The sequence below is a fragment of the Williamsia sp. D3 genome, assembly GCF_000506245.1.
Taxonomy (GTDB): Bacteria; Actinomycetota; Actinomycetes; order Mycobacteriales; family Mycobacteriaceae; genus Williamsia; species Williamsia muralis.
Genome location: NZ_AYTE01000018.1, coordinates 1 through 23,870, shown reverse-complemented (window position 1 = coordinate 23,870; position 23,870 = coordinate 1). Strand labels below are relative to the sequence as shown.

Sequence of the window (23,870 nt, the reverse complement as noted above, 5' to 3'; positions counted from 1 at the left end):
GTAATCGCGGTCTTCGGCGCGTCATCACCCAGCCGCGTCTAGGTCGAAGACGTGGTGCGTGTGCTTTCGGTATCGGACGAGGTCGTCGACAGCCTCTACTACGGGGGTGCCGAGGAGTTGGCGCCCGACCTGATCGTCGCTGCCGGTGACCTGCCCTTCGATTATCTCGAGAAGCTCATGGCCCATTTCGGTGTTCCATGCGTGTTTGTGCCCGGCAACCACGACCGGGACCTGTCCGGCTTCAAGAAGACCAGGGCGGGCTGGACCGAGGCCGGGTTGCCGGTCCGCGATCCCGGGCCCGAGGGCGCGGTGAACGCCGACGGCCGCATCGTCACGGTGGCCGGTGTGCGCATTGCCGGACTGGGTGGCTGTATCCGCTACAACGACGGCCCCAATCAGTACCGGGAGGCGACCCAGCGTCAGCGGGCCAATCGACTGGCCCTGCGCCGCTTCGCGTATCGGATGATGCCCGGGAAGTCGGCTGTCGACATCCTGCTCACGCACAGTCCGGCGCGCGGCATCGGGGACGCCGAAGACGGCCCGCATCGCGGATTCCGCTGTTTCCTCCCGCTGGTCTACCGGTTGCGTCCACAGCTCCTGCTCCATGGCCACATCCACCCCCACGGCCGGACCCCGATGGATCACACCATCCTGCTCAAGACGATCCCGGGCAAGACCCTGCGCCGCAGCACACTCTCGCTGAACACCGTCGGCTACTGCCTGTTCGACATCGAGCCCGGCGGAACCGGGATCCGGATACACCGGAGGCGCCATGGCGCGTGACACCGGTTTTCCCAGCGCCGACGCCGAGAACGACTTCAGCAGGCAACGCAGACGAGCCGAGCTGGCGCGTCTGTCGGCCTGGCTCACCCGACAACCCGCAGACGTCAACACGGTTCTGCCGTTCGACGAAGTCGTTGCGGCCCTGGGTAAGACGGGCGAGACGTTCCTCGGGCTCACCGTTGTCGAGGTCTCCACGATCGTCGGCAGCGTGGACCGCACCCGCGACTTCGACCGTTACTTCCGGCCCACGTCGGCCCGCGTACGCGAACGCTGGCAGCGCCTTGCCACCGCCCAGCGGCGCGGTGAATCCGTACCGCCGGTGCAGCTCTACCGCATCGGCGACATGCACTTCGTCATCGACGGGCACCACCGCGTCTCGATCGCGATCTCCCGACATTTCACGACCATCGACGCGTACGTGACCGTCATCCACACCCGCATCTCCCCCGAGGGCATCACCGCTCGATCCGATCTTGTCCTCAAGGACCATCGGCGTCTGTTCTTGTCCCGGGTCCCGCTGGAAGGCAAGCAACGGGAGGCCATTTCGTTCGAGGACCCCTTCGACTACGCCGAGTGCGCCGAGAACGTCGAGGCCTGGGGGTTTCGGCTCAGCCAGGAGACCGGCACGTTCCTGAGCCGGGTGGAGGTCGCCCGCCGGTGGTTCGGCGAGGAGTTCCTGCCGGTGGTGCGGATGGCTCGGCGCGCCGAGATACTCCCCGAGGTCACGAGCGACGCCGAGCTCTATCTGTGGCTGGCCTCGGAACGATACCGCTTAGTACGCAAGCACATCTGGGACGAAGCGATCATCGACGAGCTGCGGGAACATTCCCGTCGCAGGCGTAAGTCGACTTGATCGCACGCGTCACCCACGCTCCCCTGTCCACAACGCATCGACACGCATCTACAACGCAGCGAGCCCGGCGGGATGACCCGCCGGGCTCGATTGCCGATCAGTCCTACTAGAGGCTGAGGTTGTGACCGCTCGCCTGATCGAACACCGACACCTTGGAGGTGTCGTAGAAGAGCTCTGCCTGCTGCCCCTTGCCGATGTTCGACTCCGGTGAGAGGCGGGCGATCAGTTGGCCGCTACCCATCTGCGCACCGGCATCCGCCGCGATGTCCGCAAGCGCCTTGGCGGACGACTGGCCGCCCTCGACGGTGAAGTGCGCGTAGTTGTCCGAGCCCATCGACTCGAGCACGCTGATCTGCACGGTGAAGGTGGCTCCCTTGGACCGCGCCAGCGGGTCCACCAGACGAGCATCTTCGAAGTGCTCCGGCCGGATGCCGATGAGCACCTCACCATTGCTGCGAGCATGTTTGGCGTTCTCCACCACTCGCCGCATATCGCTGACCGCCACCTCACCGATCGCGGTCTCGATGCCGTTCTGGGTGAGGCGCCCGGGCAGGAAGTTCATGGCCGGGGAGCCGATGAACCCGGCGACGAACAGGTTCGACGGCCGGTTGTAGAGCTCCTGTGGAGAACCGATCTGCTGCACCAGGCCGGCGCGCAGGACCACAACCCGGTCGCCGAGCGTCATGGCCTCGGTCTGGTCGTGGGTGACGTAGACCGTCGTGGTGCCGAGACGCTGCTGCAGCTGGGCGATCTCGGTACGGGTCTGCACACGCAGCTTCGCATCGAGGTTCGACAGCGGCTCGTCCATCAGGAACGCCTTGGGAGAGCGCACGATCGCGCGGCCCATGGCCACCCGCTGCCGTTGACCACCGGAGAGGTTGGCCGGCTTGCGGTCGAGGTACTGACCGAGGTCGAGGATGCGTGCTGCCTCGTCGACCTTTTGCGCGATCTCGGCCTTGGGCATCTTCGCCAGGGTCAGCGGGAACGCGATGTTGTCACGCACCGTCATGTGCGGGTACAGCGCGTAAGACTGGAACACCATAGCGATGTCGCGGTCCTTCGGTGCCTTCTCGTTGACCCGTTCTCCCGCGATGCGGAGTTCACCGGAGGAGATGTCCTCCAGACCGGCGATCATGTTGAGGGTGGTGGACTTTCCACAGCCCGACGGGCCCACCAGGATGATGAACTCGCCGTCGGCGATGGTGATGTCGACGTCGTTGACGGCCACAGAACCGTCCGGGTACTTCTTGCTCACCTTGTCCAGCACGATTTCGGCCATTGGCTATCCCTTCACGGCGCCGGAGGTCAAACCGGCAACGATACGACGTTGGAACAAGAGGACAAAGATGATGATCGGGATCGTGATGACCACGGCCGCAGCCGCGATGGATCCCGTGGGTTCTTCGAACTGGCTGCTGCCGGTGAAGTTCGCAATCGCCACCGGGGCGGTGATCGAACGCTCCGTCGATGTCAGCGAGATTGCTAACAACAGGTCGTTCCAGGCGAAGATGAACACGAGGATGGCAGCGGTCACGATGCCCGGTGCGGCCAGTGGCGCGATCACCTTGCGGAAGGCCTGAGCCGGGGTGGCCCCGTCCATCTTCGCGGCTTTCTCCAGCTCCCAAGGGATCTCACGGAAGAACGCGGACAACGTGTAGATCGCCAGCGGCAGCGCGAAGGTGATGTACGGGATGATCAGGCCGGCCCAGGTGTCGAAGAGCCCGAGACGCCGCTCGATGTTGAACAACGGTGTCACCAGCGAGATCTGCGGGAACATGGCGATCAGCAGGGCTGCGCCGATCAGCGCCTTCTTGCCCGGGAAGTCAAGCCGCGCAACAGCGTAGGCGGCCATCGTGCCCAGGGTCACCGCGATCACCGTGGTGATCAGCCCGATTCCGATCGAGTTGATCAGCGCCGAGGTGAACGCACTGGTGTCGAAGATGCTGGTGTAGTTCTCCCAGGTCCAGGACGTCGGGATGAACTTGCCGTCCTTGACAGAGCCGGGTGGCTTGAACGACAAGCTGATGATCCACAGCACCGGGATCAGTGCGTAGAGGACAACCAGCAGATTGATGACGGTCCAGCCGACACGTCGGCCCATCACAGTGTTCATGGCTCAGTCACCGTCCTTCTGCGTCGGAGCCGGGCGCCGAAGCACCGAACAGCTTGATGAAGACGAAGGCGATGATCGCCACGCACAGGAAGATGAGCACACTGATCGCTGATCCAACTCCTAGGTTGAATGCCTTGAAGAGGTTGTCGTAGCCCAACATCGACACCGAATAGGTGTTGTTGCTACCTCGGGTGAGGATGTAGATGTTGTCGAACACCCGGAACGCGTCCAGGGTGCGGAACAGGAGTGCGACGAGGATCGCCGGCTTCATCAGCGGCAGGATGATCTTCGTCAGGCGTGTCCACGCTCCGGCGCCGTCCATCTGTGCGGCCTTGAGCAGGTCGTCGGGCACCAGCGCCAGGCCGGCCAGGAGGAGTAGCGCCATGAACGGCGTGGTCTTCCAGACCTCGGCCAACACGATCACCGCCAACGACGGCCACTGCTCCGTCAAAGGCGCTGTGCCGTCGGGCAGCAGATTCGCCAGGTAGCCGGTGTCCGGCGTCCACGCGTAGTACCACGAGAACGCGGCGACCACGGTGACGATGCCGTAAGGAATCAGCACCAGGGTGCGAATCGCCCCCTTGCCGAACAGGGTTCGGTGCATCACCAGTGCGATGGCCATGCCCAGCACCAGTTCGATCACCACCGAGACAACGGTGATCCCCAGCGTGACACTGAAGGCCGTCCACCAGTAGCTGTCACTCAGCACGGTCGCGTAGTTCGAGAACCCGATGAACTCGTCCTGCCCGGGTGCCGACAGGCTTGCCTTCTGCAGACTCAACCAGAAGGCGTACACGATCGGGTACCCGGTCACCAGGATCATCAGGACCACGGCGGGTGCGATGAGCAGCAATCCCAGCCGGCGTTCGGCGCGCTTTCCCTCGCTCAGCGCCGGCTTCTTCTTACCGGTGCTCTGCGGCGCGTTCTGCGTCTCGATGGTCGCGGTCATGGGATCAGCCCCTCACCCTTGATGGCTTTGTCGACCTGATCGGCGAGCTGGTCGACCAGGGTCTCCGGATCCCAGGCGCCGACCGGGCTGAGCTTGGCCACCAGCAACGTCGAAATTGCTTGATAGACGGGCGATGCCGGACGCAACGCAGCGTTCTCGCTCTCGAGCTGCGTCTTGATCTGTTGCCCCATCGGGTACGCGGCCTGGAAGTCCGGGTCGTCGTAGATCGCCGCCAACGTGGGCGGGGTACCACCACTGATGGAGTACAGCTTCTGCGACTCCTCATTGGTCATGCACTCGGCAGCCTTGAACGCGAGATCCTTCTGCTCCGAGGTGTCGGCGACCGCGATGTTCACGCCGCCGAGGGTCACCTTGGAGGGAACCTCCGGAAGGACACCCGGGTACCTGGCGAAGTCGAACTTGGTGCGCACCACGTCGTTCACAGGGGCGAGTTCGTTGTCCGGCGGCGGGTTGTCCGGATCGGCGAACAAGGGGCCGAACTCCTGCTTCACCTCGGGCAGGAACGCCACATCACCGGCTCCGGCGTTGGACCGCATCGAGGGAAACACGAACGGCCAGTTGACCTCGAAGGTCGCCTTGCCCGATTCCATGCCCAGGCGGGCCGAGGACTCATCGCTGTTGGTGATGGACGGGTCGGCGCCGGGCGCTGTGGCGACCGACTTGAGGGTCTGCAGTGCCTTCACGGTGGCCGCGCGATGTTCCGGGGTGTCGTTGAGCGTCTGCTTGTTCGGATCATTCGGGTCGACGACCTGGCCCCCGGCACTGGAGAGCACCGAGTTGAACCAGACCATCAAACCCTCGTATTGCTTGCCCTGGACCATGATGTAGCTCGGTCCACCGGCCTTGCGGATGATCTCGTTGTCCGCCAGCATCTCGTCCCACGTGACCGGCGGCGTGTCCTTGTTGAGGTACTGCTGCAGCACATCGGGTCGGTACCAGAGGAGCTGGGTGTTGGTCCAGGTGGGAATGGCGTAGAGGCGTTTGGCCTCGTCGTCGTCGGTCTTCCAGACAGCGGTTTCGTATGGCCCACCGAGGGTGGCGGCCTTGATGCGTGCCGCCAACTCGTCAGGAACCGGCTCGATCCAGCCCGCGTCGGCGAACTCGGCGGTCCACACCACGTCCATACCCATCAGGTCGAGGCCGTGGTCGTTGCCCGCGAGCCGTCGTGCCAATTGCAGACGCTGATCGTCGGCTGCCTTGGGCAGCGCGAACGTGTTGATCTTGTATTCGCCTTTGGAATTCGCTGCGCAGGTCTCGGCGGCCTGCTTGATGAACGATGCGCCGTCGGCGGGTGCGTACACGTTGAGCGTGCCCGGCGTGGAACCCGAACTGCACGCGCTGAGCACCGGCAGTGCCACAGCCACTGCAGCACAAGATATTCCGAGCTTCTTCCAGGCGGCGACCTTCTTGGGCCCACCGATTGTCTTGGCTCTTGCGGATTTGTCGTCCACCGCGGGTGGATCACCGTTGCACTGCACGCAGCCTCCTCGATGAGTCGCCGGTGCGCGCAGGGATCTCGGCGCACACCATTGATTGCCTGCGACGTACGTTATAGGCGTTAAATAGTGACACGCAACACAATCGGCATGATCGTGCCAACTCGAGACCAAATCGTTGACTGCAGAAAGGCCCTGACCTGCGCCGGGCGGGGCAGCTACGGCTGCAGGCGACTCAACATGTCGCGGGCGCGTTCGGCACTGCGCGGATCGCACAACACGTCGTACCGTCCGGCGACCAGCTGCATCGTCGAGGAGAAGTCACGCTGGCCGCGCGTGGCGGCATAGGGAATAGAGGTGGACACCACGCCGAAGACGATGCCGCCGACGAGCCCGAAGAGCAGCGGCACCAATGGATTGGTGTCCACCACGATGCCGACGAGCAGCCCGAAGAACAGTCCCAGCCAGGCGCCGGACACCACACCTCCGCCGATCACCTTGCCCCATGTCAATCGGCCGAGCACACGCTCGACCTGCATCAGGTCCACACCCACGATGGTGACGTCCTGCACGGCGAAGTTCTCGTCCGAGAGGTAGTCGACGGCACGCTGCGCCTCGGCATAGGTGGTGTACGACCCGATGGGCCAGCCCTTGGGCGGTGTGGGCAGGCCGGGACCCGGCGCGGGTTTCATCGGATTGCTCATGTCTTCACTCCTTGTTCGAACGCTCGATTCGATTCGCGGCCGTCAGACGTCCACAGGCGATGGTGAACGGGACATGCCCGCCGCGCGGCCCTTGCCGGCAATCACCTCGGCCATCTTCCGGCTCGCCTCATCGATCATCTCACCGCGGAACCGGACGGCGCCGCGTTCGCCACCTTCGGCGGTCGCCGCGTGTGCATAGGCGTCGAGCAATTCCTCGGCGTCGTCGTAGTCGGCCTGCCGCGGCCGGAACACCTCGTTTGCGACATCGATCTGGCTCGGGTGCACCACCCACTTGCCGTCGTAGCCGAGCGCCGCCGAGGACTCGGCGACTGTTCTAAAACCCGCTGCGTCATCGATTTTCAGGTAGGGACCGTCGATCGCCTGCAGACCGTGAGTGCGGGCGGCGACGAGGATGGTCATCAACACGTGGTGATGCGCATCGCCTTTCAGATAGCCCTGGGGCTGTTCACCGACGGCCAGCGACCGCATACCGAGACTGGCCATCATGTCGGCGGGTCCCAGGACCAACGAGCGCAACCGCGGACTGGCCGAAGCGATCTCGTTGATGCATGTCAATCCGGCGGCGTTCTCGATCTGGGCCTGGATCCCGATCTTCCCCGCCGACAGACCACAACCCGACTCGAGTTGACCCAGCATCAGGTCGAGTGCGGTGACCTGCGCAGCCGAGGTGACCTTGGGCAGCAGGATGGAGTCGAGGTGAGCGCCCGCGCCCTTCACCACGGTGACCACGTCGTCGACGGTCCACGGTGTGGTCCAGTCGTTGACCCGGACCACCCGCTGTTGCCCGGACCAGTCCGCCGCGCCCAGCGCCGCGATGACCGACGCGCGTGCGGCCTCTTTCACAGAGGGCGCCACTGCGTCCTCCAGATCGAGGAAGACCTCGTCTGCGGGCAGCCCCCGCGCCTTGGTCAGCATCTTCGGACTGCTGGCGGGTACGGCCAGCACCGACCGTCGGATCGCGGTGTCATCAGCTGGCATGGGACTCCTTTGTCGTCGACCGGGGCTCGCGACCACTACCCTTACAGCCATGGCAGCGGTGAGCAAGGCGTTCGTGGCCAGGCTGGCCGGTCTGGCGGTACTCGGCCCCGATGGTGAATCCATCGGCCGTGTCCGAGATGTGGTGGTGTCGATCCGATTCGGAACCGGCCAACCCCGGGTTCTGGGCTTGGCGGTGGAACTGACCACCCGTCGGCGCATCTTCGTTCCGATGTTGCGCGTCACGGCAATCGAGCCGACATCTGTGACGCTCAACACCGGAACGGTCAGTCTGCGGCGCCTCATTTTGCGCCCCGGCGAGGCGCTGGTTCTCGGCCAGATCGTGGAATCGCGTGTGCAAGTTGATGATCCGGATCTCGAGCACCTGCGTGGTCATGACCTCACGGTGGTCGATCTGGCGATCGAACGTCGCCGCACACGCGACTGGGTGATCTCCCGGGTCGCGGTTCGCGGTGCGCGGTCGCGGCTCGGTCGACGCGGGGAAACCCATGTCGTGGAATGGAATCACGTACTCGGGCTCACCCAGAGCGCGCTGTCGCTGCCCGGTCAGGGCGTCACCCAGATCCTGTCGCAATTCGACGGCATGCGGGCTGCGGACGTCGCCCACGCACTCCGGGAACTGCCGTCGAAACGTCGCCAGGAGATCGCGTCGGCCTTCGATGACGAACGGCTGGCCGACGTGGTGCAGGAATTGCCCACCGACGACCAGACGGACCTGCTCGGGCACATGGAGGTGGAACGGGCCGCGGACGTCCTCGAGGCGATGGACCCCGACGATGCCGCCGACCTGCTCGGTGAACTCCCGGATTCCGAGGCCGAGGCGCTGTTGCAGTTGATGGATCCCCAGGAGTCCGAGCCGGTTCGTCGACTCATGTTGCATTCACCGGACACCGCCGGCGGCCTGATGACCACCGAGCCGTTGGTGGTCACCGCCTCCACCACCATCGCCGAAGCCCTGGCCCGGGCACGCAATCCAGATCTCACCCCGCGTCGGCGTCGCTCACCTTCGTGGTGCGACCACCGACCGCCACCCCCACAGGAAAGTACCTCGGCTGCGTGCACATCCAGGCCCTGCTTCGCGAACCGCCGGCCAACCTCGTCGGCGGCATCATCGACGACAGATTGCCGCATCTGGGCTCCGAGGACTCTCTCGAGAAGGTGACCCGGTATTTCGCCACCTACAACCTCGTGTGCGGTCCGGTCATCGACGACGACGGTCATCTGCTGGGCGCGGTGACGGTCGACGACCTCCTCGACCACCTGCTGCCGGAGGACTGGCGAGAAACCGAGGGTGAGGACGAGCTGACCACGGAGGGGCCACGATGACGGGGCCCATGGACCGCGACCGCGCTGCGTCCGGCCGGGCGGAGCGCCAATCGTCGCGGTCGGCCCGCCGTCTCGACACCCCCACCGAAACCCGCCGGTGGATGCCGAAACTGAACCTCGACAGCGACCTTGTCGGTGTCTACAGCGAACGCATCGCCCGCTTCCTCGGCACCGGCCGGTACCTCGCCATCCAGACCGCCCTGGTGATCGTGTGGATCTTCCTCAACCTCGCCGTGATCAGCCTGCAGTGGGATCCCTACCCGTTCATCCTGCTCAACCTGGCGTTCTCGACCCAGGCGGCCTACGCCGCGCCGCTGATCCTGCTGGCCCAGAATCGGCAGGAGAATCGGGACAAGGTCTCACTCGAAGAGGACCGGATGCGGGCCGAACAGACCAAGGCGGACACCGAGTTCCTGGCGCGGGAGCTGGCCGCGGTACGCCTGGCCGTCGGCGACACCGTCTCCCGCGACTACCTGCGCCGCGAGCTCGACGACCTGCTGACCGAACTCACCGAGCGAATCCTCGGCGACCAACGCAAACGGGACGAGCCCAAGAAGGGCGACGACCGCAAACGCGGAGACAAGAAGCGCGACGACGGGAACTGACCCCATTCCCCGCCGGGTCCCCTCGTCTGCCGGTCGACCCTCCCCGACCCCTCCCGACCACACCGAGCCCGCCGGCGAACGCACGCCGATCCGGTCAATAAGTATGGTTCGCCCGCGGGGCATCGATAACGAATATGTATCGTGGGTCACAATCAGTTCGTGATGTTCGGGGTCGGGGAGTCAACAGGAGTGCCGAAAGTGCGCTGGGGTCGTTTGGGCAAGGGCGGGAACCAAGGAACAGAGCCGTCGAAGCATGCTTTCGACCTCTCCTCCGTGCGGTGGGGACGCGTTCAGCTGCTCACCGGGTGCGCTGTCATCGGAGTGGGATTGATGGCCGCGGTCAGCTCGAGCGCGCACATCGGACCCGCGCCCACCCTCACCGTCGCGTCGGCGGATCAGACGGTCGCGGCGGCCGCCCCGGAGATCCTTCCCATCCCGGCCCGGCCCGAACTCGAGTTCCGCCCCCCGGCGGTCAGCCCGGCACTTCCCGCGATGCCGGATCCGTTGGCAGTCCCCCGGATGAGGGCGGCAGCACTGCCCGACGGACCTCTGGGTATCCCCGGCATCGTCTTGCAGGCCTACAAGCTGGCCGAACAGCGGGTCGGCGCAGAGTCGCCCCAGTGCAAACTGCCTTGGTTCCTGCTCGCAGGCATCGGCCGTATCGAGTCGGGGCATGCCGGCAACGGCAATGTCGACAGCTCGGGAACCACGGTGACCCCCATCGCAGGACCCATCCTGAACGGCACCCTCGCCGGTAACGAGGTGATCGTCGACTCCGACGGAGGACGTCTCGACGGCGACGCCGGCCACGACCGGGCCATGGGACCGATGCAGTTCATCCCCTCCACCTGGGCGTCGTGGGGCAGCGACGCAAACGGTGACGGCAAGTCCGACCCGAACAACATCTTCGACGCCACCTACTCGGCAGGCCGTTACCTCTGTGCCGGAGTCACCGACATCATGGCCGAGAAGACCAAGGTCAGCGCGGTCATGCGCTACAACCACTCCGCCGAGTACGCGGCCAACGTGCTGGCGTGGGCGGCCGGTTACGCAACGGGCGTCACCCCCACCGACACCGGTCCCCTGCCCGCGCCGACGTCGGGTTCGTCGACCCCACCGAGCACATCGTCGACCAGCTCGCCGAGCAGCAGTGCTCCGCCGAGTGAGAGCCCGTCGTCGTCCAAACCCTCCACCACCACGCCCACACCGTGCCCGATCATCTGCCTGCCGACGATCGTGCTGCCCACGCTCCCGCCACCACCGCCGCCGGCGAGATAGCACGCCCGCGCGCGCAGTGGCAGCCCGTGGGGGCGGGAGGTTGATGCGCGCGTAAACTCGGGGCTGATGACACAAGCAACGTTGCCGACCGAATCATCGATTCGCGCCGCGCTGGCCAAGGTGAACGACCCCGAGATCGGTAAACCGATCACCGAACTCGGCATGGTCAAATCCATCACCGTCGCCGACGACTCCAGTGTGGGTATCGGTATCTACCTCACCACCTCGGGTTGCCCGCTGCGCACCGAGATCACCGAACGGGTCACCGCGGCGGCGGCCGACGTGCCGGGGGTCGGATCGGTGTCGGTCGAACTCGATGTGATGAACGACGAGCAACGCACCGAACTCCGCAAGAGTTTGCGCGGTGATCGCGCCGAACCAGTCATCCCCTTCGCTCAGCCGAGCTCACTCACCCGGGTCTACGCGGTCGCCTCGGGCAAAGGTGGTGTCGGCAAGTCCAGCGTCACGGTGAACCTTGCTGCCGCACTTGCTGATCGGGGCCTCAAGGTGGGCGTGCTCGACGCTGACATCTACGGCCACTCGGTGCCACGGATGCTCGGCAACGACGCGAAACCCACCCAGGTCGAGAAGATGATCATGCCGCCGATGAGTCATGGCGTGAAGTTCATCTCGATCGCCCAGTTCACCAGCGGCAACACCCCCGTCGTCTGGCGCGGACCAATGTTGCACCGTGCTCTGCAACAGTTCCTCGCCGACGTCTTCTGGGGCGATCTGGACATCCTGCTCCTCGACCTGCCGCCCGGCACCGGCGATGTCGCCATCTCGGTCGCGCAGCTCATCCCCGGCGCCGAGATCCTGGTGGTCACCACTCCGCAGCAGGCCGCAGCCGAGGTGGCAGAACGCGCCGGCGCCATCGCATTGCAGACCCGCCAGAAGATCATGGGTGTCGTGGAGAACATGTCGTGGATGGAACTCCCCGACGGAAGCCGGATCGAGCCCTTCGGTTCCGGCGGTGGAGCCCGGGTGTCCGAGCGTCTGACCATCGCCGTCGGCGCGGAGGTACCCCTCCTCGGCCAGATCCCGCTCGACCCGGCTCTGCGCGAGGGCGGAGACGCGGGAGTCCCGTTGGTCCTCTCGTCCCCTGATTCCGCCGCCGGCGCAGCACTGCGTCAAGTGGCCGATCGCCTGGCCATCCGCAAGCGGGGACTGGCCGGGATGAACCTCGGGATCGACACCACTCGGCGCAACTGACGCACGCCACCGCGGGGTTTCAGCGATCCAGCAACGCCTCGACGCCGTCGATGATCCGGGCGAGCCCGAACTCGAACGACCGCTCCGGACTACCGATGGACTGGTATTCCGCGCCCACTGCCGTACCGACCCGGCCGGACACCGGGTAGTCGTCTCCGTCCATCAATCGGGCGAGCACGGGCGCGTTGATCTCCCACCACTGTTCGTCTGACATCCCGGACTCGGTACGCGCCCGGGCAGCTTCGATCGACGAGCGGGCAGCGCTCTCGGTGAAGCCTGCGATGACCGCGAGCGTGGCATCCATCTCCAGATCGTCCAGACCGATCCCTTCGATGGCCGCGAGTTGCCATTCGTACCGCGCCGATGCGTGGGGTCCGATCCAGGGGCGGCTCTTCTGCACGTGCAGCAACCACGGGTGCCGGTGATACTCGTCCCATAGCTGGCGTGCGATGGCGGTCATCCGTTCGCGCAGGTCACCGCGGTGCGGCGCATAATCGACCTCTCCAGCCACCTCATCCACCATCAGCCCGATGAGCTCGGACTTGCCCGGTACGTACGTGTACACCGACATCACGCCGAGGCCGAGGCGTTCGGCCACCTTGCGCATGGAGAACGCGGCCAACCCTTCCTCGTCCGCGGTCGCGATCCCGGCGGCGACCACCTCGTCGACACTGACCCTTTGCCGAGGGCCGCGCGTCCCCTGCGGCTCCCCCACCTTCGACCGCCACAGCAGAGTCAGGGTCCGGTCGACGTTCGGTGGTTGTTCGGCTGCGTCTTCCATCCGCCCACACTATCCCCGTGTGGTGTACGGTGAACTTTCGCACTCAACCTCGTACACTATACGAAGTAAGGATCCGATGACGTCACCTCCTTCGATTTCAGCGATCGGCCTCCACAAGCGCTACGGCGACACCCGCGCCCTCGACGGCTTCGACCTCACCGTGGAGGCCGGCACCATCCACGGCCTGCTCGGTCCCAACGGGGCCGGCAAGAGCACTGCCGTGCGGGCCCTGGCCACCCTCATCGACCTGGACGCCGGAGTCGCCACGGTGGCCGGCCACGACGTCGGCGGCGGGGCCGGTTCGGTCAGACGCGCGATCGGCCTGGTCGGGCAGAACGCGGCCGTCGACGAACTACTCACCGGACGCCAGAACCTGGTGATGTTCGGCCGCCTCTTCGGGCTCACCAAGAACAGGGCGGGCGCGCGGGCCGACGAGCTGCTCGAAGGCTTCGGCCTGACCGATGCCGCAGGACGGCCGGTCTCCAGCTACTCCGGCGGGATGCGGCGACGCCTCGACATCGCGGCAGGACTGGTCCTGACGCCTGCCGTCCTGTTCCTCGACGAACCGACCACCGGCCTCGACCCTCGCGGGCGAAATGACGTGTGGCGCACCGTCCGTGAGGTCGCGGCAGCAGGGACCACGGTGCTGCTCACCACTCAGTATCTCGACGAGGCCGACCAATTGGCCGCCCGTATCTCGGTGATGAATCACGGGCGTGTGATCGCCGAGGGCTCTCCTGACGAACTCAAGCGGCGCATCGGCGGCGATCGAGTGACCGTGACCGTGACAGCCGACGATTCGCTCGACCGGCTCACCTCTAGCCTGGCCGACGCCGTCGGAAGCCCCGCGACCTCGGTTGACGCGCACACACACTCGGCGACGTTCGAAATCGACTCCTCGGTCATCGGTTTGGCCACGGTGGTGCATGCGCTCGAGGCCGCGAGCATCACACCCATCGACCTGACATTGCGCCGACCCACACTCGACGAGGTGTTCCTGCACCTCACCGGGAGCGGCACAGAAGAGGGAAACCACAGCGCTACGGAACCACCCCAAAGGCCCACGGAAGCAGCGGATATCACCGGAGGCGACAAATGACATCCACCCAGCCCATCGCCACCACGCCGGCACTGTTCACGCACGCCTGGGTCATCACCCGACGAAACCTCGCCCACTGGGTGAAAGATCCGTGGACCCCGATCTTCGGCCTGATGTTCTCGATCATGCTGTTGCTGATCTTCGGGTTCCTGTTCGGCGGCGCAATCGAGATCCCGGGGACCGGCGGGTCCGACCGCGGTGACTACATCGACTTCCTGCTGCCCGGCATGCTGACCATGACGATGATGTTCGGTGTCGAGTCCACCACCTCGGCCATGTCCGCCGATGCCAGGAAGGGGATCACGGACAGGTTCCGATCGATGCCGATCAGCAGTTCCGCGGTCTCACTCGGGCGCGTCGGCGCCGACATGATCAACTCGGTCGTCGAGCTTGCTGTCCTGATCGTCGGAGGTCTGCTCATCGGGTGGACGATCGGCGCCGGAGTCGGTTCTGCCCTGGCCGCCGTCGCATTGCTATTGCTGCTGCGTTTCGCGCTGCTGTGGGTGGGCATCTTCCTCGGCCTCACCTTTCACGGCAGCGCTGCAACGTCTGCCGTTCAGGTTCTGGTCTGGCCGGTGGGATTCTTGTCGACCGCGGTCGTGTCCGCGGAGACGATGCCGGGCTGGCTGGGAGCGATCGCGGCGTGGAACCCGATCTCCGCCACCGCCACCGCTGTTCGCGATCTGTGCGGGAATCCGACCGGACTCACCGAGGGGCCGTTGACCGAGTGGGCCATCCCGCTCGCTGTGGGTTGGCCACTGCTGATCAGTGCGGTGTTCATCGCTCTGTCGGCGCGGTCGTACCGGCGCCTGCGCACCTGACCGGGAACGAGCTGACTCAGGTGGCGTCCCAGCGCTCGACACCTGAGGGCGCGGGGGCGACCGTGTTGGCATCGGGTGATGACGTGGAGGTGCCTGCGCCCAGAGCCTCGGGCTTCGACGGCTCGGTACCTGCCTTGTTCAGCGAGATCACCTGTGAGTTCTCGTCTGTGGTCGGCAGTGGCTGGGAGACCGGTTTGATCTTGGCGTCGCCGGAATCGAACTTTCCGGTGAAGAAGGAATCATCGCCGTCGAGGAGGTGCTTGGTGATCACCGATCGAGGGGTCATACCGCGCAGCTCGTTCAGGTCGGACAGTGGTTTGCGCAGATCGTCGAACTCGGGGCCGAGGTCTTCCTTGAGCTGCGCGGTGGCCCCGGTGGCGTAGTCACGAACCTGGCGCACCGACTTCATCGCCCAGGTCACCGCACCCGGGAGACGCTCGGGCCCGAGGATCACCAAGCCGGCGATCATCAAGATCGCGATCTCACCCCAACCAACACTGCTGAACACCGTTCCAGGTTACTGGCCTCGGCGGCTCTGTCGAATCGAACGGGCTGCCAAGTCACTGTGGGCGGTCGGCGGCAGCACAGCTGGGTCTAGTCCGCGGCGGGTGTGATGGTGCCGTCGAAGGTGCGTCCGTCGCGCCAGTACTGGAACGGCACCGGTGTGCCGATCTCCGACGTACGGACGGCCACGGTCAGCTCATCGGCATCCTCGATGACACGATCGCCGAACTTGGTGATGACGTCGCCCTCGCGAATACCGGCCGCCGCGGCAGGTGATGCCTCGACGACGTTGCGCACCTGCGCTCCGAGCACCCTGTCATTACGAACCGAACTGGCGTTGACACCGATCTGCGCGTGAACCACTCGGCCGTCCTTGATCAGGGACTGCGCAACGGGGAGGAACTCGTTGACCGGAATGGCGAAGCCCAGACCGATGGATCCGCCGCCCGGGGCCAGGCCGGCCGTGTTGATGCCGATCACCCGGCCCTGGTCGTCGACCAAGGGCCCGCCCGAGTTACCCGGGTTGATCGCGGCATCGGTCTGGATGGCATCGATGACCGCGTCGGTGTCGGACGTCTCGTCGGGCCGCAGGGGCACCGCCCGGTTGGTGGCACTGATGATCCCGCTGGTGACCGTACGATCGAGTCCCAGCGGCGCGCCGAACGCCACCACCTCTTCGCCGATCTGGAGTTTGTCCGAGTCGCCCAGTTTGGCAACCGTCAAGTTGTCGACCCCGTCGACCTTGAGCACGGCGAGGTCGGTGCGGATGTCGCGGCCCACGATGCGGGCGGGAACGCGGGTGCGGTCGGAGAACACCACCTCTAGCTTCGCGCTGCGGTCGTTCGCCGCCATGGAGATCACGTGGTTGTTCGTGACGATGTAGCCGGCCTTGTCGATCACCACACCGGATCCGGTTCCCCCGCCGTTCGGCAACCGGACATCGACCATCACCACGGCTTTTTCCACTGCTTCGGCGACGCGGGCGACCTGACTACGTGGTTCGTCTTCGTTGTCGTCATCGCTGCCCGAGAGGCTGACGGTATTCGAATGAAGGGGTTCGGTGACCTCCGCGGTGACCCGACCGACCACACCACCGATCACCCCGACCACCAGCGCGATCACGGCGAGCAGGGACAGGGCCCGCCAGCTGACCTTGCGGTCGAAGAGTACTTCGCGGACCCCGAGTTTGCGTCCGGGCACCGTGGGTTCGGCAGGCGGTGGGGTGTCCACAGCAGGCGAACTCAGTTGCGCCGGAGCGTCCGGGTCCCGCCAGGGGTCGGGTGTGGACACGGGTTCCTCTGATTCCCCGAAGCGGGAATCCGGGTCGCGTTGCAGGGTGCCGGCACCCTCAGGCCGAGAGAAGGCCTCGCGCAATACCGGGTCGGGGTTGGCGACCACGGGCTGCTGGGGACGACTCCGGGCATACTCCGGGGCATCGAAGGCCCCTGTGACCCCCTCGGGCCTACCGAAGACGGCGGCCGTTCGCTCGGGAACAGGAGGATGATCGTTGGGCTGGGGCGCGAGTCGAGGTGCCTGACCGACTGTGCCGGCGGCAGGCGGAGCCGTGTAGGGATTCGATGATGGCGTGGAGCCGTGCTTGTCGGTCTCGGTCATCGGCCCGCCCGTGTCACCGGTGTCATGAAAAACTCGAACCCCTCGCTTGCGGCTGATCGCTGGAGGATCACTCCGGCGGCGCCGGTGAGATCCTCACCGAGGCTACCTGGCACAGTCGCTAACGATCGCGTCGCCGCTGACCGCGATGAACGGGGAATCCGGGTGCGTCGAGGTGGGAATCGGCCTTGGCCTGCGTACCGGCGTCACCTGCCGCGCGGAGGTCGATCTCCCGGGTCGGGATCTGGTTGAGTTCGCCGAGCAAGCGGGCAGGCATCGGGATCTCGCCGGAGCGCCGGAGCGCCGACCGTGCAGCGCTCTGCGCCTCGACCTCGGCACGGCACTGGGCACACATCTCGAGATGCTGAGACGCTCGCATGTAGGCGTTCATCCGTAACTCACCGTCGACGTAAGCAGCGACAGCCTCGGTCGCGAGGTGTTCGGTCGACAGGAACTTGCGACCACCCTGCGTGCCGGGCGCCCGATAGTTCTTGTTGGTGGTGACCATCGCCGAGGTCGGCAACCACCCCAGGACGCGGCGCCGATTGCGCATGCCCCTGGACTCGTCTCGCTCGTCGACCGTCTCGTCGGCGGAGTCGTCGGGTGTGTGGTCGCTCATCACGATCGCCCCTTCCGCTGCCGTCTACTCGATGCTGCCCGGACTCGACTGTACGGACTGCGGCCATTCCACGCCGCACGAAACCCATCGAAACTGACGGATTTCCTGGAAGGAGAACGGTCAGCGCTGCGGCGGAGTTCCCATCAACGCGCCCGATGTCCGGCGACGGCGCTCAGAAATCGTGAGCGAGAACCGATCGACCGGAGTGGTGGCCGCTGGCCGCGAGGTTGTCTCGGATGGCTTGACGACCTCGGTGGATCCGGCTACGGACTGTTCCGAGTTTGACTCCGAGCGTCGCGGCGATCTCCTCGTACGACAATCCTTCGATGTCGCAGAGCACCACCGCTGCACGGAACTCCGGGGCCAACGAATCGAGGGCGGTCTGCAGGTCGGGGTCGAGGTTCGCATCGTGGAAGATCTGCTCGGGATTGGGGTCGTTGCCCGGCACGCGCTCGTAGTCCTCTGGCAATGCTCCATGCGGATCTTGTTGCGGCGACGCACCATGTCCAGGAACAGATTGGTGGTGATGCGGTGCAGCCAGCCCTCGAACGTTCCGGCCCGGTAACTCGACAGCGATCGGAACACCCGGATGAATGTCTCCTGGGTGAGGTCTTCGGCGTCGTGCTGATTACCGGAAAGCCGGTAGGCGAGGCGGTACACGCGGTCGGCATGTTCACGAACCAGGTCGTCCCACGCGGGCATCAGAGCCGTGTCACCGGTGGCATCGAACCGCGCCGTCCCGGACTCGGGCACCACCGCATCGACCGCGTCTTCCCGGGCGAGATCGAACTCGCCCACGACTGCGTCGGTCCCGGTGTTCTCGGCGTCTCGGTTGACATCAGCCACGGTCAGCTCCACTTTCTCCGCGGACCGTCGGTGGACGGTCATTGGTTCGCACCCTTTTAGCTGATTCGCTGAAGTATTCATACCCAGTTCGGTCAACATCAAAGCCTGCCTCGTTGTTCCCCTATGACCTTGTCCGACGGGGGTGTGCGGGCACTATGAGCGGGCTGAGTGTTACCTGAGAGTGTGGCGGCCCTCGCTGCGGCAGAATCGCTGCTCAGCGCGCCTGCGACCCTATCGGTGACCCCGGAGTTAACCTCGACCCTGTGTCCGACCACAGCTCCCCCGCCGATCCAGATGCGACCGCCCCGTCCGGGGCGTCCGGTCCCGCCATCGACCCGGCCGTGCTGAGCCGCTACGCCGAATCCGCGATTGTCGAAGACGAGGCACTGCGCCTCGCTCGTGAACGTTCCGACGAGTTGGGTGCGCCGGCGATCACCCCCGCAGTCGGGGCAACCCTGTCGCTGCTGGCGCGATTGGTCGACGCGAAAGCAGTTGTCGAGGTGGGTACCGGCGCAGGTATCAGCGGGCTGTGGTTGCTCAACGGCATGCGGACCGACGGCGTCCTGACCACCATCGACGCCGAGGCCGAGTACCACCGGGCAGCGAGACTTGCCTTCACCACCGCCGGGATCAGCCCGTCGCGGACCCGGTTGATCAACGGTCGGGCAGCCGAGGTGCTCCCCCGCCTCGCCGACGCGAGCTACGACCTGGTGTTCGTCGACGGCGCGGTGACCGATCAACCGCGCTACGTCGCCGAGGGCCTGCGTCTGCTGCGCGGCGGAGGAATCCTCATCGTGCACAACGCGTCGGCCGACGGCACGGTCGCAGATCCTGCCAGCACCGACCCCGCGGCCCAGGCCGCGCGTGAGGGCGCCTTGCTGATCGCCGATGACGACACACTGCTCCCGGTGGTGATCCCGCTCGGCCGGGGCCTGCTCGCAGCGGCCAAGGCACGCACGGACCTCGGCTGAGCGGTCTGCCCCACCCGCCGAGGGTTCGCGTGAGGCCGAGTCAGTCGGCGCTGGGCGCCATCGCGGTCAACTCGGGATACTTCGGTGCGATGGTGTCGCCGGTGGAGACCCCACGGAGTCGACGGCCGACCCACGGGATCGCGTACTCGACCGTCCACTGACGACCCTCCCGGCGCCGCTGGGTCGGCGAGACCAGTTGCGCCGGACCGAAATCCACCGGGACGAGATCGTGCTCGATGCCGAGCGCCCGCAGCACCTCGATCGCCATGTAGACGTGGCCGGCCGACGACATGTGCATCCGGTCGAACTCCCACATGCGGCGCTCGCGGAAGATCCGCATCCGCCAGAAGTCGACGAGCACGAGGTTGCGCTCCTCCACGACCTCGCGCAGCAACTCGTTGAAGACGGCGAACCGGCCGCGCAGTGCGCCGAAGACGGATTTCCCTCCGGTGTCGTACGCGGTGAAAGCGATCACGGTCGCGCCTGCGTCCTGGAGCCGGCCGACCGCCGCGTCGTACGACTCGATCAACGCGTCGATGTCGACGCTGGGACGAAGCAGATCGTTGGCCCCTGCGCAGATGGTCGCCAGGTCCGGTTTCATCGCCAGGGCGGGCTCGAGTTGTTCGCCGAGTACCGCGGGCAGCAGCCGTCCGCGGATCGCCAGATTCGCGTACCGGAATTCGGGGTCCTCCCTGGCCATCACCTCCGCGACCCGATCGGCCCAGCCGCGCACCCCGTTCGGGCAGCGGGGTTCGACGTCTCCCACGCCCTCGGCGAACGAATCTCCTATGGCGACAAAGCGTTTGAAGCTGGGAGACGTCTCAGACATCGGTCGAGAACCTCAGGCCACCGTCGGGGATGGTCACACCAGGCCACACACGCGCGCCACGGAGCAACTCACAGCGCGCCCCGATGTCGGCGCCGTCACCGATCACACCGTCGCGGACGAGGGCGCGGGGTCCGATGCGCGCGCCGAAGCCGATGATGCTGCGTTCGATCACCGCGCCGGCCTCCACGACGGCTCCGTCGAAGATCACGGCGCCGTCGAGGCGGGCGCCCGCGCCGATCTCCGCACCGCGTCCGACCACAGTGCCGCCGATCAGAAGTGCACCCGGCCCCACGCCGGCGCCTTCGTGCACCAACGATTCGCCGCGCGGACCGGTGAGTGCCGGCGACGGCGCGATCCCGCGGACGAGGTCGGCCGAGCCACGCACGAAGTCCTCGGGAGTTCCCATGTCGCGCCAGTAACCGGAGTCGACGTGGCCCTGGACATGGTGGTCGTCGGCGAGGAGTTGCGGGAACACCTCACGCTCCACCGACACCGGCCGATCGTCGGGGATGGACTCGATGACCGACCGCTTGAAGACGTAGCAGCCCGCGTTGATCTGGTCCGTCGGGGGATCCTGGGTCTTCTCGAGGAATGCGGTCACCCGGCCGGTGTCGTCGGTCGGCACACACCCGAAGGCACGTGGGTCGCCCACCCGGACCAGATGCAGGGTCACCTCCGCCCCGGAGGTCTGGTGGGTGTCGAGAACCGCTCGGACGTCGGTGCCGCACAACACATCTCCGTTGAACACGAGGATGTTCTCCGCGGTCAGCTCGGACAGCACGTTCCGGATGCCACCGCCGGTACCGAGGGGCTCGGACTCGTGGACGTACGTGATGGACAACCCCATCTTGGATCCGTCACCGAAATACTGTTCGAACACTTGGGATTTGAACGAGGTGCCGAGCACGATCCTGGTGATCCCCGCCGCGCTGATCCGCGCGAGGAGGTGGGTGAGGAACGGAAGTCCCGCGGTCGGGAGCATCGGCTTGGGGGCAGACAGGGTGAGTGGTCGCAGGCGGGTTCCCTTGCCACCCACCAAGATCACCGCCTGGACGTCGCTGTGCCGCGCCGGGTCGTCGTTGGTTGTCTGGGCGGTGTCGATGGTGGTCACGGAGTACCTTTCGCCGATCCGGTTGGGGACTTCTCACGTCGTTGAGCTCGTTTTGCCGCAGCCACGACAACCGCCGAGCGCGCACCGAGACCGGCACGGAGTGCGAGCCGCAGGGGCGCTTGCCACCAATGCGGGTGACGGTCGGCCTGGAATCGGTAGGCACTGCGGTGGTGCGCGGGGAGCATCAGCTCGGGATTGCGACCGGCGGCGTGCCCCTTGGCATGCAGGACCTCCGCGTCTGGCACGTAAACATTGAGCCAGCCGGCGCGGCCGAGCCGGTCGCCGAGGTCCACGTCTTCCATGTACATGAAGTAGCGCGAGTCGAATCCGTCGATGGCATCGAACGCGCGACGACGGAGCAGCAGACATGACCCGGACAGCCACCCGACCGGCCGTTCGGAGATGTCCTCGTCCGCCTGCCGGTAGGCGGCAGTCCACGGGTTGGACTTCCAGACGGTTCCGAGGACCGCGTGCCCTGTCCCCGACACGATGTCGGGCACTCGGCGGGCCGACGGATAGATGCTGCCGTCGGGTTCGTGGATCAGCGGTCCCAGTGCCCCGGCCTGCGGCCATCGCTCTGCTGCCTCGAGGAGTTGATCGATGGAACCGGGCCCCCACTCGACATCGGGATTGGCCACCACCACGAACTCGATGGAGGGGTCGATCTCGGCGACCGCACGGTTGACCGCGCCCCCGTAGCCGATGTTTCCGCCCGTGTGCAGCAGCGACACGTGGTCGTACTTCTCCGCGGCCGCCTCAGGGGCGCCGTCATCGGAACCGTTGTCGGCGAGGATCACCGTCGGGAGGGTGGTCGATGCGTGTTCGAGCGTCTGGATGAAACGGGACAGATACTCGCCTGACGAGTACGTCACCGTCACCACTGCGAATCGCTCGGGAACCGGCTCAGTCGTCACCGGCTCAGCGTAACCGGAGACCACTGGGTCGCCGGGCACCCCGTGGGACAGTCCGTCGACCGAGCTCACCGGACGTGCAGCGCCGCAGACAACGCCGAGCGCCACTCTCGCAGCGGGGTGAGACCGGCCTCCTGCCACACCCGTCCCGACAACACCGAATACGCGGGGCGGGGCGCGGGCCGAGGAAAATCGGCCGAGGTGGTGGGCAGGACCCGGGCCGGATCGGCGCCGATCTCGGCGAAGACGGCCTGCGCCAGATCGAACCAGCTACAGCTGCCGGCGTTCGATGCGTGCAGAGTCGCTCCCCGGGCCCGCGAGTCGCCGTGGACGATTTGTTCGGAGAGTTCGAGCAGCCCGTCGGCCAGATCGGCGGAATACGTCGGGGAACCGACCTGATCGGTGACCACCGAGACGGTGTCGCGCTGCGATTCCAGTCGGCGCATCGTGCTGACGAAGTCCGACGAGTCGGGCATGCCGGTGTACACCCATGCGGTGCGAACAATCGTGGCGTCGGCATCCGCCGACCGCACTGCCTTCTCCCCCGCGAGTTTGCTGATGCCGTAGACCGAGGCCGGGCCGGTGGGGTCGTCCGGTTCGAGCGGACCCGACGCAACCCCCGTGAAGACATAGTCGGTCGAGATGTGGACGAGGTGCGCACCCGTACGGGCGGTGAGCCGGGCGATCTGGCCGGGCCCCTTGCCGTTGACCGCCATCGCGGTCTCCCGGTCGTCTTCGGCGGCATCGACAGCGGTGTAGGCCGCGCAGTTGACCACCACGTCCCCCGGGCCGATGTCACCGAGTACCGACTGCACCGACTCCTCGTCGGTGATGTCCAGATCTGCCGACGTCAACGCACGTACCGCGCCCTCGGCGCGCGTACTCAACTGTTTGCCCAATTGCCCCCCGGCGCCGGTCACGATGACAGAGCGCATGCCTGTAGCCATGGGGTCCATCATGTCCGGTTGCGTAGGTGCTCTGCCATTCGCACGGCGAGATTCACACTCCTGCGCGTCGCGGTGGTCCGGTACACGCCGCTTCCGGCATCCCAGAGCAGAGACGGATTCGCACGTAACATTGCCACTACTTCAACAGGTGCACTCTCCCGGTGATGGGGCGTGCTCCGTCCGATGCCATCCGTCCACTACCCGTTAGGAGCGCTCACCGCCGTGGACCGTCCATCTTCGGATCGACCGTCAGGCGGGCGACGCCCTAACTCCACCGGCGGCCGTCATCAGCGGCCCCTTCCAGGTGAGGGTCCCACCGGCGGGCGACGACGTCCCCGCGGCACCGAGTCGGACGTTCCCCGTAGACCTCGAGCCGATGAGACCTCACGCCGACGGGTGCCGCGTGATCCCCTGCCCCCCGACGCGCCCCGACCCAGGCGCGGAGACGGCGCCTCCCCACCGAGCACACGGGCCGCACGGTCAGAGCGCCGGGATCAACCGGGTCGGGCACCGAGGTCCCGCG

General features: G+C 66.1%; 22 protein-coding genes and 3 pseudogenes. 9 read left to right on the top strand and 16 right to left on the bottom strand.

The window, feature by feature from the left end; translation table 11 throughout:
- The first annotated feature begins 51 nt into the window (after window positions 1-51).
- Together W823_RS41940 and W823_RS41935 are read left to right on the top strand one after the other, a co-directional pair.
- Window positions 52-783: a metallophosphoesterase gene (locus tag W823_RS41940; protein WP_023957806.1), complete on the top strand. Its 732-nt coding sequence runs from the start codon at window positions 52-54 to the stop codon at window positions 781-783.
- Entirely contained in the window at window positions 773-1,636 is an 864-nt protein-coding gene (locus W823_RS41935) for a hypothetical protein (RefSeq protein WP_023957804.1), read from the top strand. The genes W823_RS41940 and W823_RS41935 overlap by 11 nt, the downstream gene beginning before the upstream one ends.
- A gap of 106 nt (window positions 1,637-1,742) precedes the next feature.
- Here the strand turns inward: W823_RS41935 and W823_RS41930 are convergent, their stop codons facing one another.
- The 6 genes from W823_RS41930 to W823_RS41905 form a co-directional block, all read right to left on the bottom strand.
- Window positions 1,743-2,915 (bottom strand): ABC transporter ATP-binding protein, encoded by a 1,173-nt coding sequence (locus tag W823_RS41930; RefSeq protein WP_023957802.1) that lies wholly within the window; start codon window positions 2,913-2,915, stop codon window positions 1,743-1,745.
- 3 nt (window positions 2,916-2,918) lie between these two features.
- Window positions 2,919-3,749, bottom strand: a complete 831-nt coding sequence (locus W823_RS41925) for a carbohydrate ABC transporter permease (RefSeq protein WP_023957800.1) — start codon at window positions 3,747-3,749, stop codon at window positions 2,919-2,921.
- Window positions 3,750-3,756: 7 nt separating this feature from the next.
- Window positions 3,757-4,698: a carbohydrate ABC transporter permease gene (locus W823_RS41920; RefSeq protein WP_023957798.1), complete on the bottom strand. Its 942-nt coding sequence runs from the start codon at window positions 4,696-4,698 to the stop codon at window positions 3,757-3,759.
- Complete coding sequence (locus W823_RS41915) at window positions 4,695-6,140, bottom strand: extracellular solute-binding protein (RefSeq protein WP_369792614.1); 1,446 nt, start codon at window positions 6,138-6,140, stop codon at window positions 4,695-4,697. The genes W823_RS41920 and W823_RS41915 overlap by 4 nt, the downstream gene beginning before the upstream one ends.
- A 233-nt stretch (window positions 6,141-6,373) precedes the next feature.
- Entirely contained in the window at window positions 6,374-6,859 is a 486-nt protein-coding gene (locus W823_RS41910; protein WP_023957794.1) for a general stress protein, read from the bottom strand.
- A 42-nt stretch (window positions 6,860-6,901) separates the two neighbouring features.
- The gene (locus W823_RS41905; RefSeq protein ID WP_023957792.1) at window positions 6,902-7,858 is read right to left on the bottom strand and encodes a CoA ester lyase; all 957 of its coding nucleotides are present in this window, start codon (window positions 7,856-7,858) and stop codon (window positions 6,902-6,904) included.
- Window positions 7,859-7,907: 49 nt separating this feature from the next.
- On the opposite strand from W823_RS41905, the pseudogene W823_RS41900 reads away from it, so the two are divergent.
- The 4 genes and pseudogenes from W823_RS41900 to W823_RS41885 all read left to right on the top strand — a co-directional run bounded on the left by W823_RS41900 (window position 7,908) and on the right by W823_RS41885 (window position 12,297).
- A pseudogene (locus W823_RS41900) lies at window positions 7,908-9,202 on the top strand (magnesium transporter MgtE N-terminal domain-containing protein).
- A gap of 8 nt (window positions 9,203-9,210) precedes the next feature.
- Window positions 9,211-9,807, top strand: coding sequence for a DUF1003 domain-containing protein (locus tag W823_RS41895; RefSeq protein ID WP_023957790.1), 597 nt, complete (start codon window positions 9,211-9,213; stop codon window positions 9,805-9,807).
- 141 nt (window positions 9,808-9,948) lie between these two features.
- Entirely contained in the window at window positions 9,949-11,085 is a 1,137-nt protein-coding gene (locus W823_RS41890; RefSeq protein ID WP_023957788.1) for a lytic transglycosylase domain-containing protein, read from the top strand.
- Between the two features lie 66 nt (window positions 11,086-11,151).
- A complete protein-coding gene (locus W823_RS41885) occupies window positions 11,152-12,297 on the top strand; it encodes an Mrp/NBP35 family ATP-binding protein (RefSeq protein WP_023957786.1) in 1,146 nt (381 codons plus the stop codon).
- 19 nt (window positions 12,298-12,316) lie between these two features.
- On the opposite strand, the gene W823_RS41880 is transcribed toward W823_RS41885, so the two are convergent.
- The gene (locus W823_RS41880; protein ID WP_023957782.1) at window positions 12,317-13,078 is read right to left on the bottom strand and encodes a TetR/AcrR family transcriptional regulator; all 762 of its coding nucleotides are present in this window, start codon (window positions 13,076-13,078) and stop codon (window positions 12,317-12,319) included.
- A gap of 76 nt (window positions 13,079-13,154) precedes the next feature.
- Between W823_RS41880 and W823_RS41875 the strand changes: the two genes are divergently transcribed.
- A complete protein-coding gene (locus tag W823_RS41875) occupies window positions 13,155-14,177 on the top strand; it encodes a daunorubicin/doxorubicin resistance ABC transporter ATP-binding protein DrrA (protein WP_023957780.1) in 1,023 nt (340 codons plus the stop codon).
- On the top strand, window positions 14,174-14,998 hold the full coding sequence (locus tag W823_RS41870; protein WP_023957778.1) for an ABC transporter permease: 825 nt from the start codon (window positions 14,174-14,176) through the stop codon (window positions 14,996-14,998). Before W823_RS41875 ends, W823_RS41870 begins: the two co-directional genes overlap by 4 nt.
- Window positions 14,999-15,014: 16 nt before the next feature.
- Here W823_RS41870 and tatB read toward each other — a convergent pair whose 3' ends face one another.
- The 4 genes and pseudogenes from tatB to sigE all read right to left on the bottom strand — a co-directional run bounded on the left by tatB (window position 15,015) and on the right by sigE (window position 18,530).
- Window positions 15,015-15,506, bottom strand: coding sequence for a Sec-independent protein translocase protein TatB (gene tatB, locus W823_RS41865; protein ID WP_023957776.1), 492 nt, complete (start codon window positions 15,504-15,506; stop codon window positions 15,015-15,017).
- Window positions 15,507-15,592: 86 nt separating this feature from the next.
- Window positions 15,593-17,116 carry a S1C family serine protease gene (locus W823_RS41860; RefSeq protein WP_023957774.1) on the bottom strand — a complete coding sequence of 508 codons (1,524 nt, stop codon included), beginning with the start codon at window positions 17,114-17,116 and terminating at the stop codon, window positions 15,593-15,595.
- Between the two features lie 118 nt (window positions 17,117-17,234).
- Window positions 17,235-17,732: a hypothetical protein gene (locus W823_RS41855; protein ID WP_023957772.1), complete on the bottom strand. Its 498-nt coding sequence runs from the start codon at window positions 17,730-17,732 to the stop codon at window positions 17,235-17,237.
- A 172-nt stretch (window positions 17,733-17,904) separates the two neighbouring features.
- Window positions 17,905-18,530, bottom strand: a pseudogene (gene sigE / locus W823_RS41850) (RNA polymerase sigma factor SigE).
- A 311-nt stretch (window positions 18,531-18,841) separates the two neighbouring features.
- Between sigE and W823_RS41845 the strand changes: the two are divergent.
- Window positions 18,842-19,549, top strand: coding sequence for an O-methyltransferase (locus W823_RS41845; protein WP_023957770.1), 708 nt, complete (start codon window positions 18,842-18,844; stop codon window positions 19,547-19,549).
- 40 nt (window positions 19,550-19,589) lie between these two features.
- On the opposite strand, the gene W823_RS41840 is transcribed toward W823_RS41845, so the two are convergent.
- The 5 genes and pseudogenes from W823_RS41840 to W823_RS58800 form a co-directional block, all read right to left on the bottom strand.
- Window positions 19,590-20,378, bottom strand: coding sequence for an SGNH/GDSL hydrolase family protein (locus W823_RS41840; protein ID WP_023957767.1), 789 nt, complete (start codon window positions 20,376-20,378; stop codon window positions 19,590-19,592).
- The gene (locus W823_RS41835) at window positions 20,371-21,480 is read right to left on the bottom strand and encodes a sugar phosphate nucleotidyltransferase (RefSeq protein ID WP_051406504.1); all 1,110 of its coding nucleotides are present in this window, start codon (window positions 21,478-21,480) and stop codon (window positions 20,371-20,373) included. Before W823_RS41835 ends, W823_RS41840 begins: the two co-directional genes overlap by 8 nt.
- Before the next feature lie 5 nt (window positions 21,481-21,485).
- Window positions 21,486-22,403, bottom strand: coding sequence for a glycosyltransferase family 2 protein (locus W823_RS41830; protein ID WP_031332182.1), 918 nt, complete (start codon window positions 22,401-22,403; stop codon window positions 21,486-21,488).
- A 65-nt stretch (window positions 22,404-22,468) separates the two neighbouring features.
- Complete coding sequence (gene rfbD, locus W823_RS41825) at window positions 22,469-23,347, bottom strand: dTDP-4-dehydrorhamnose reductase (protein ID WP_235189514.1); 879 nt, start codon at window positions 23,345-23,347, stop codon at window positions 22,469-22,471.
- A 265-nt stretch (window positions 23,348-23,612) separates the two neighbouring features.
- A pseudogene (locus tag W823_RS58800) lies at window positions 23,613-23,870 on the bottom strand (hypothetical protein); the annotation flags it as partial.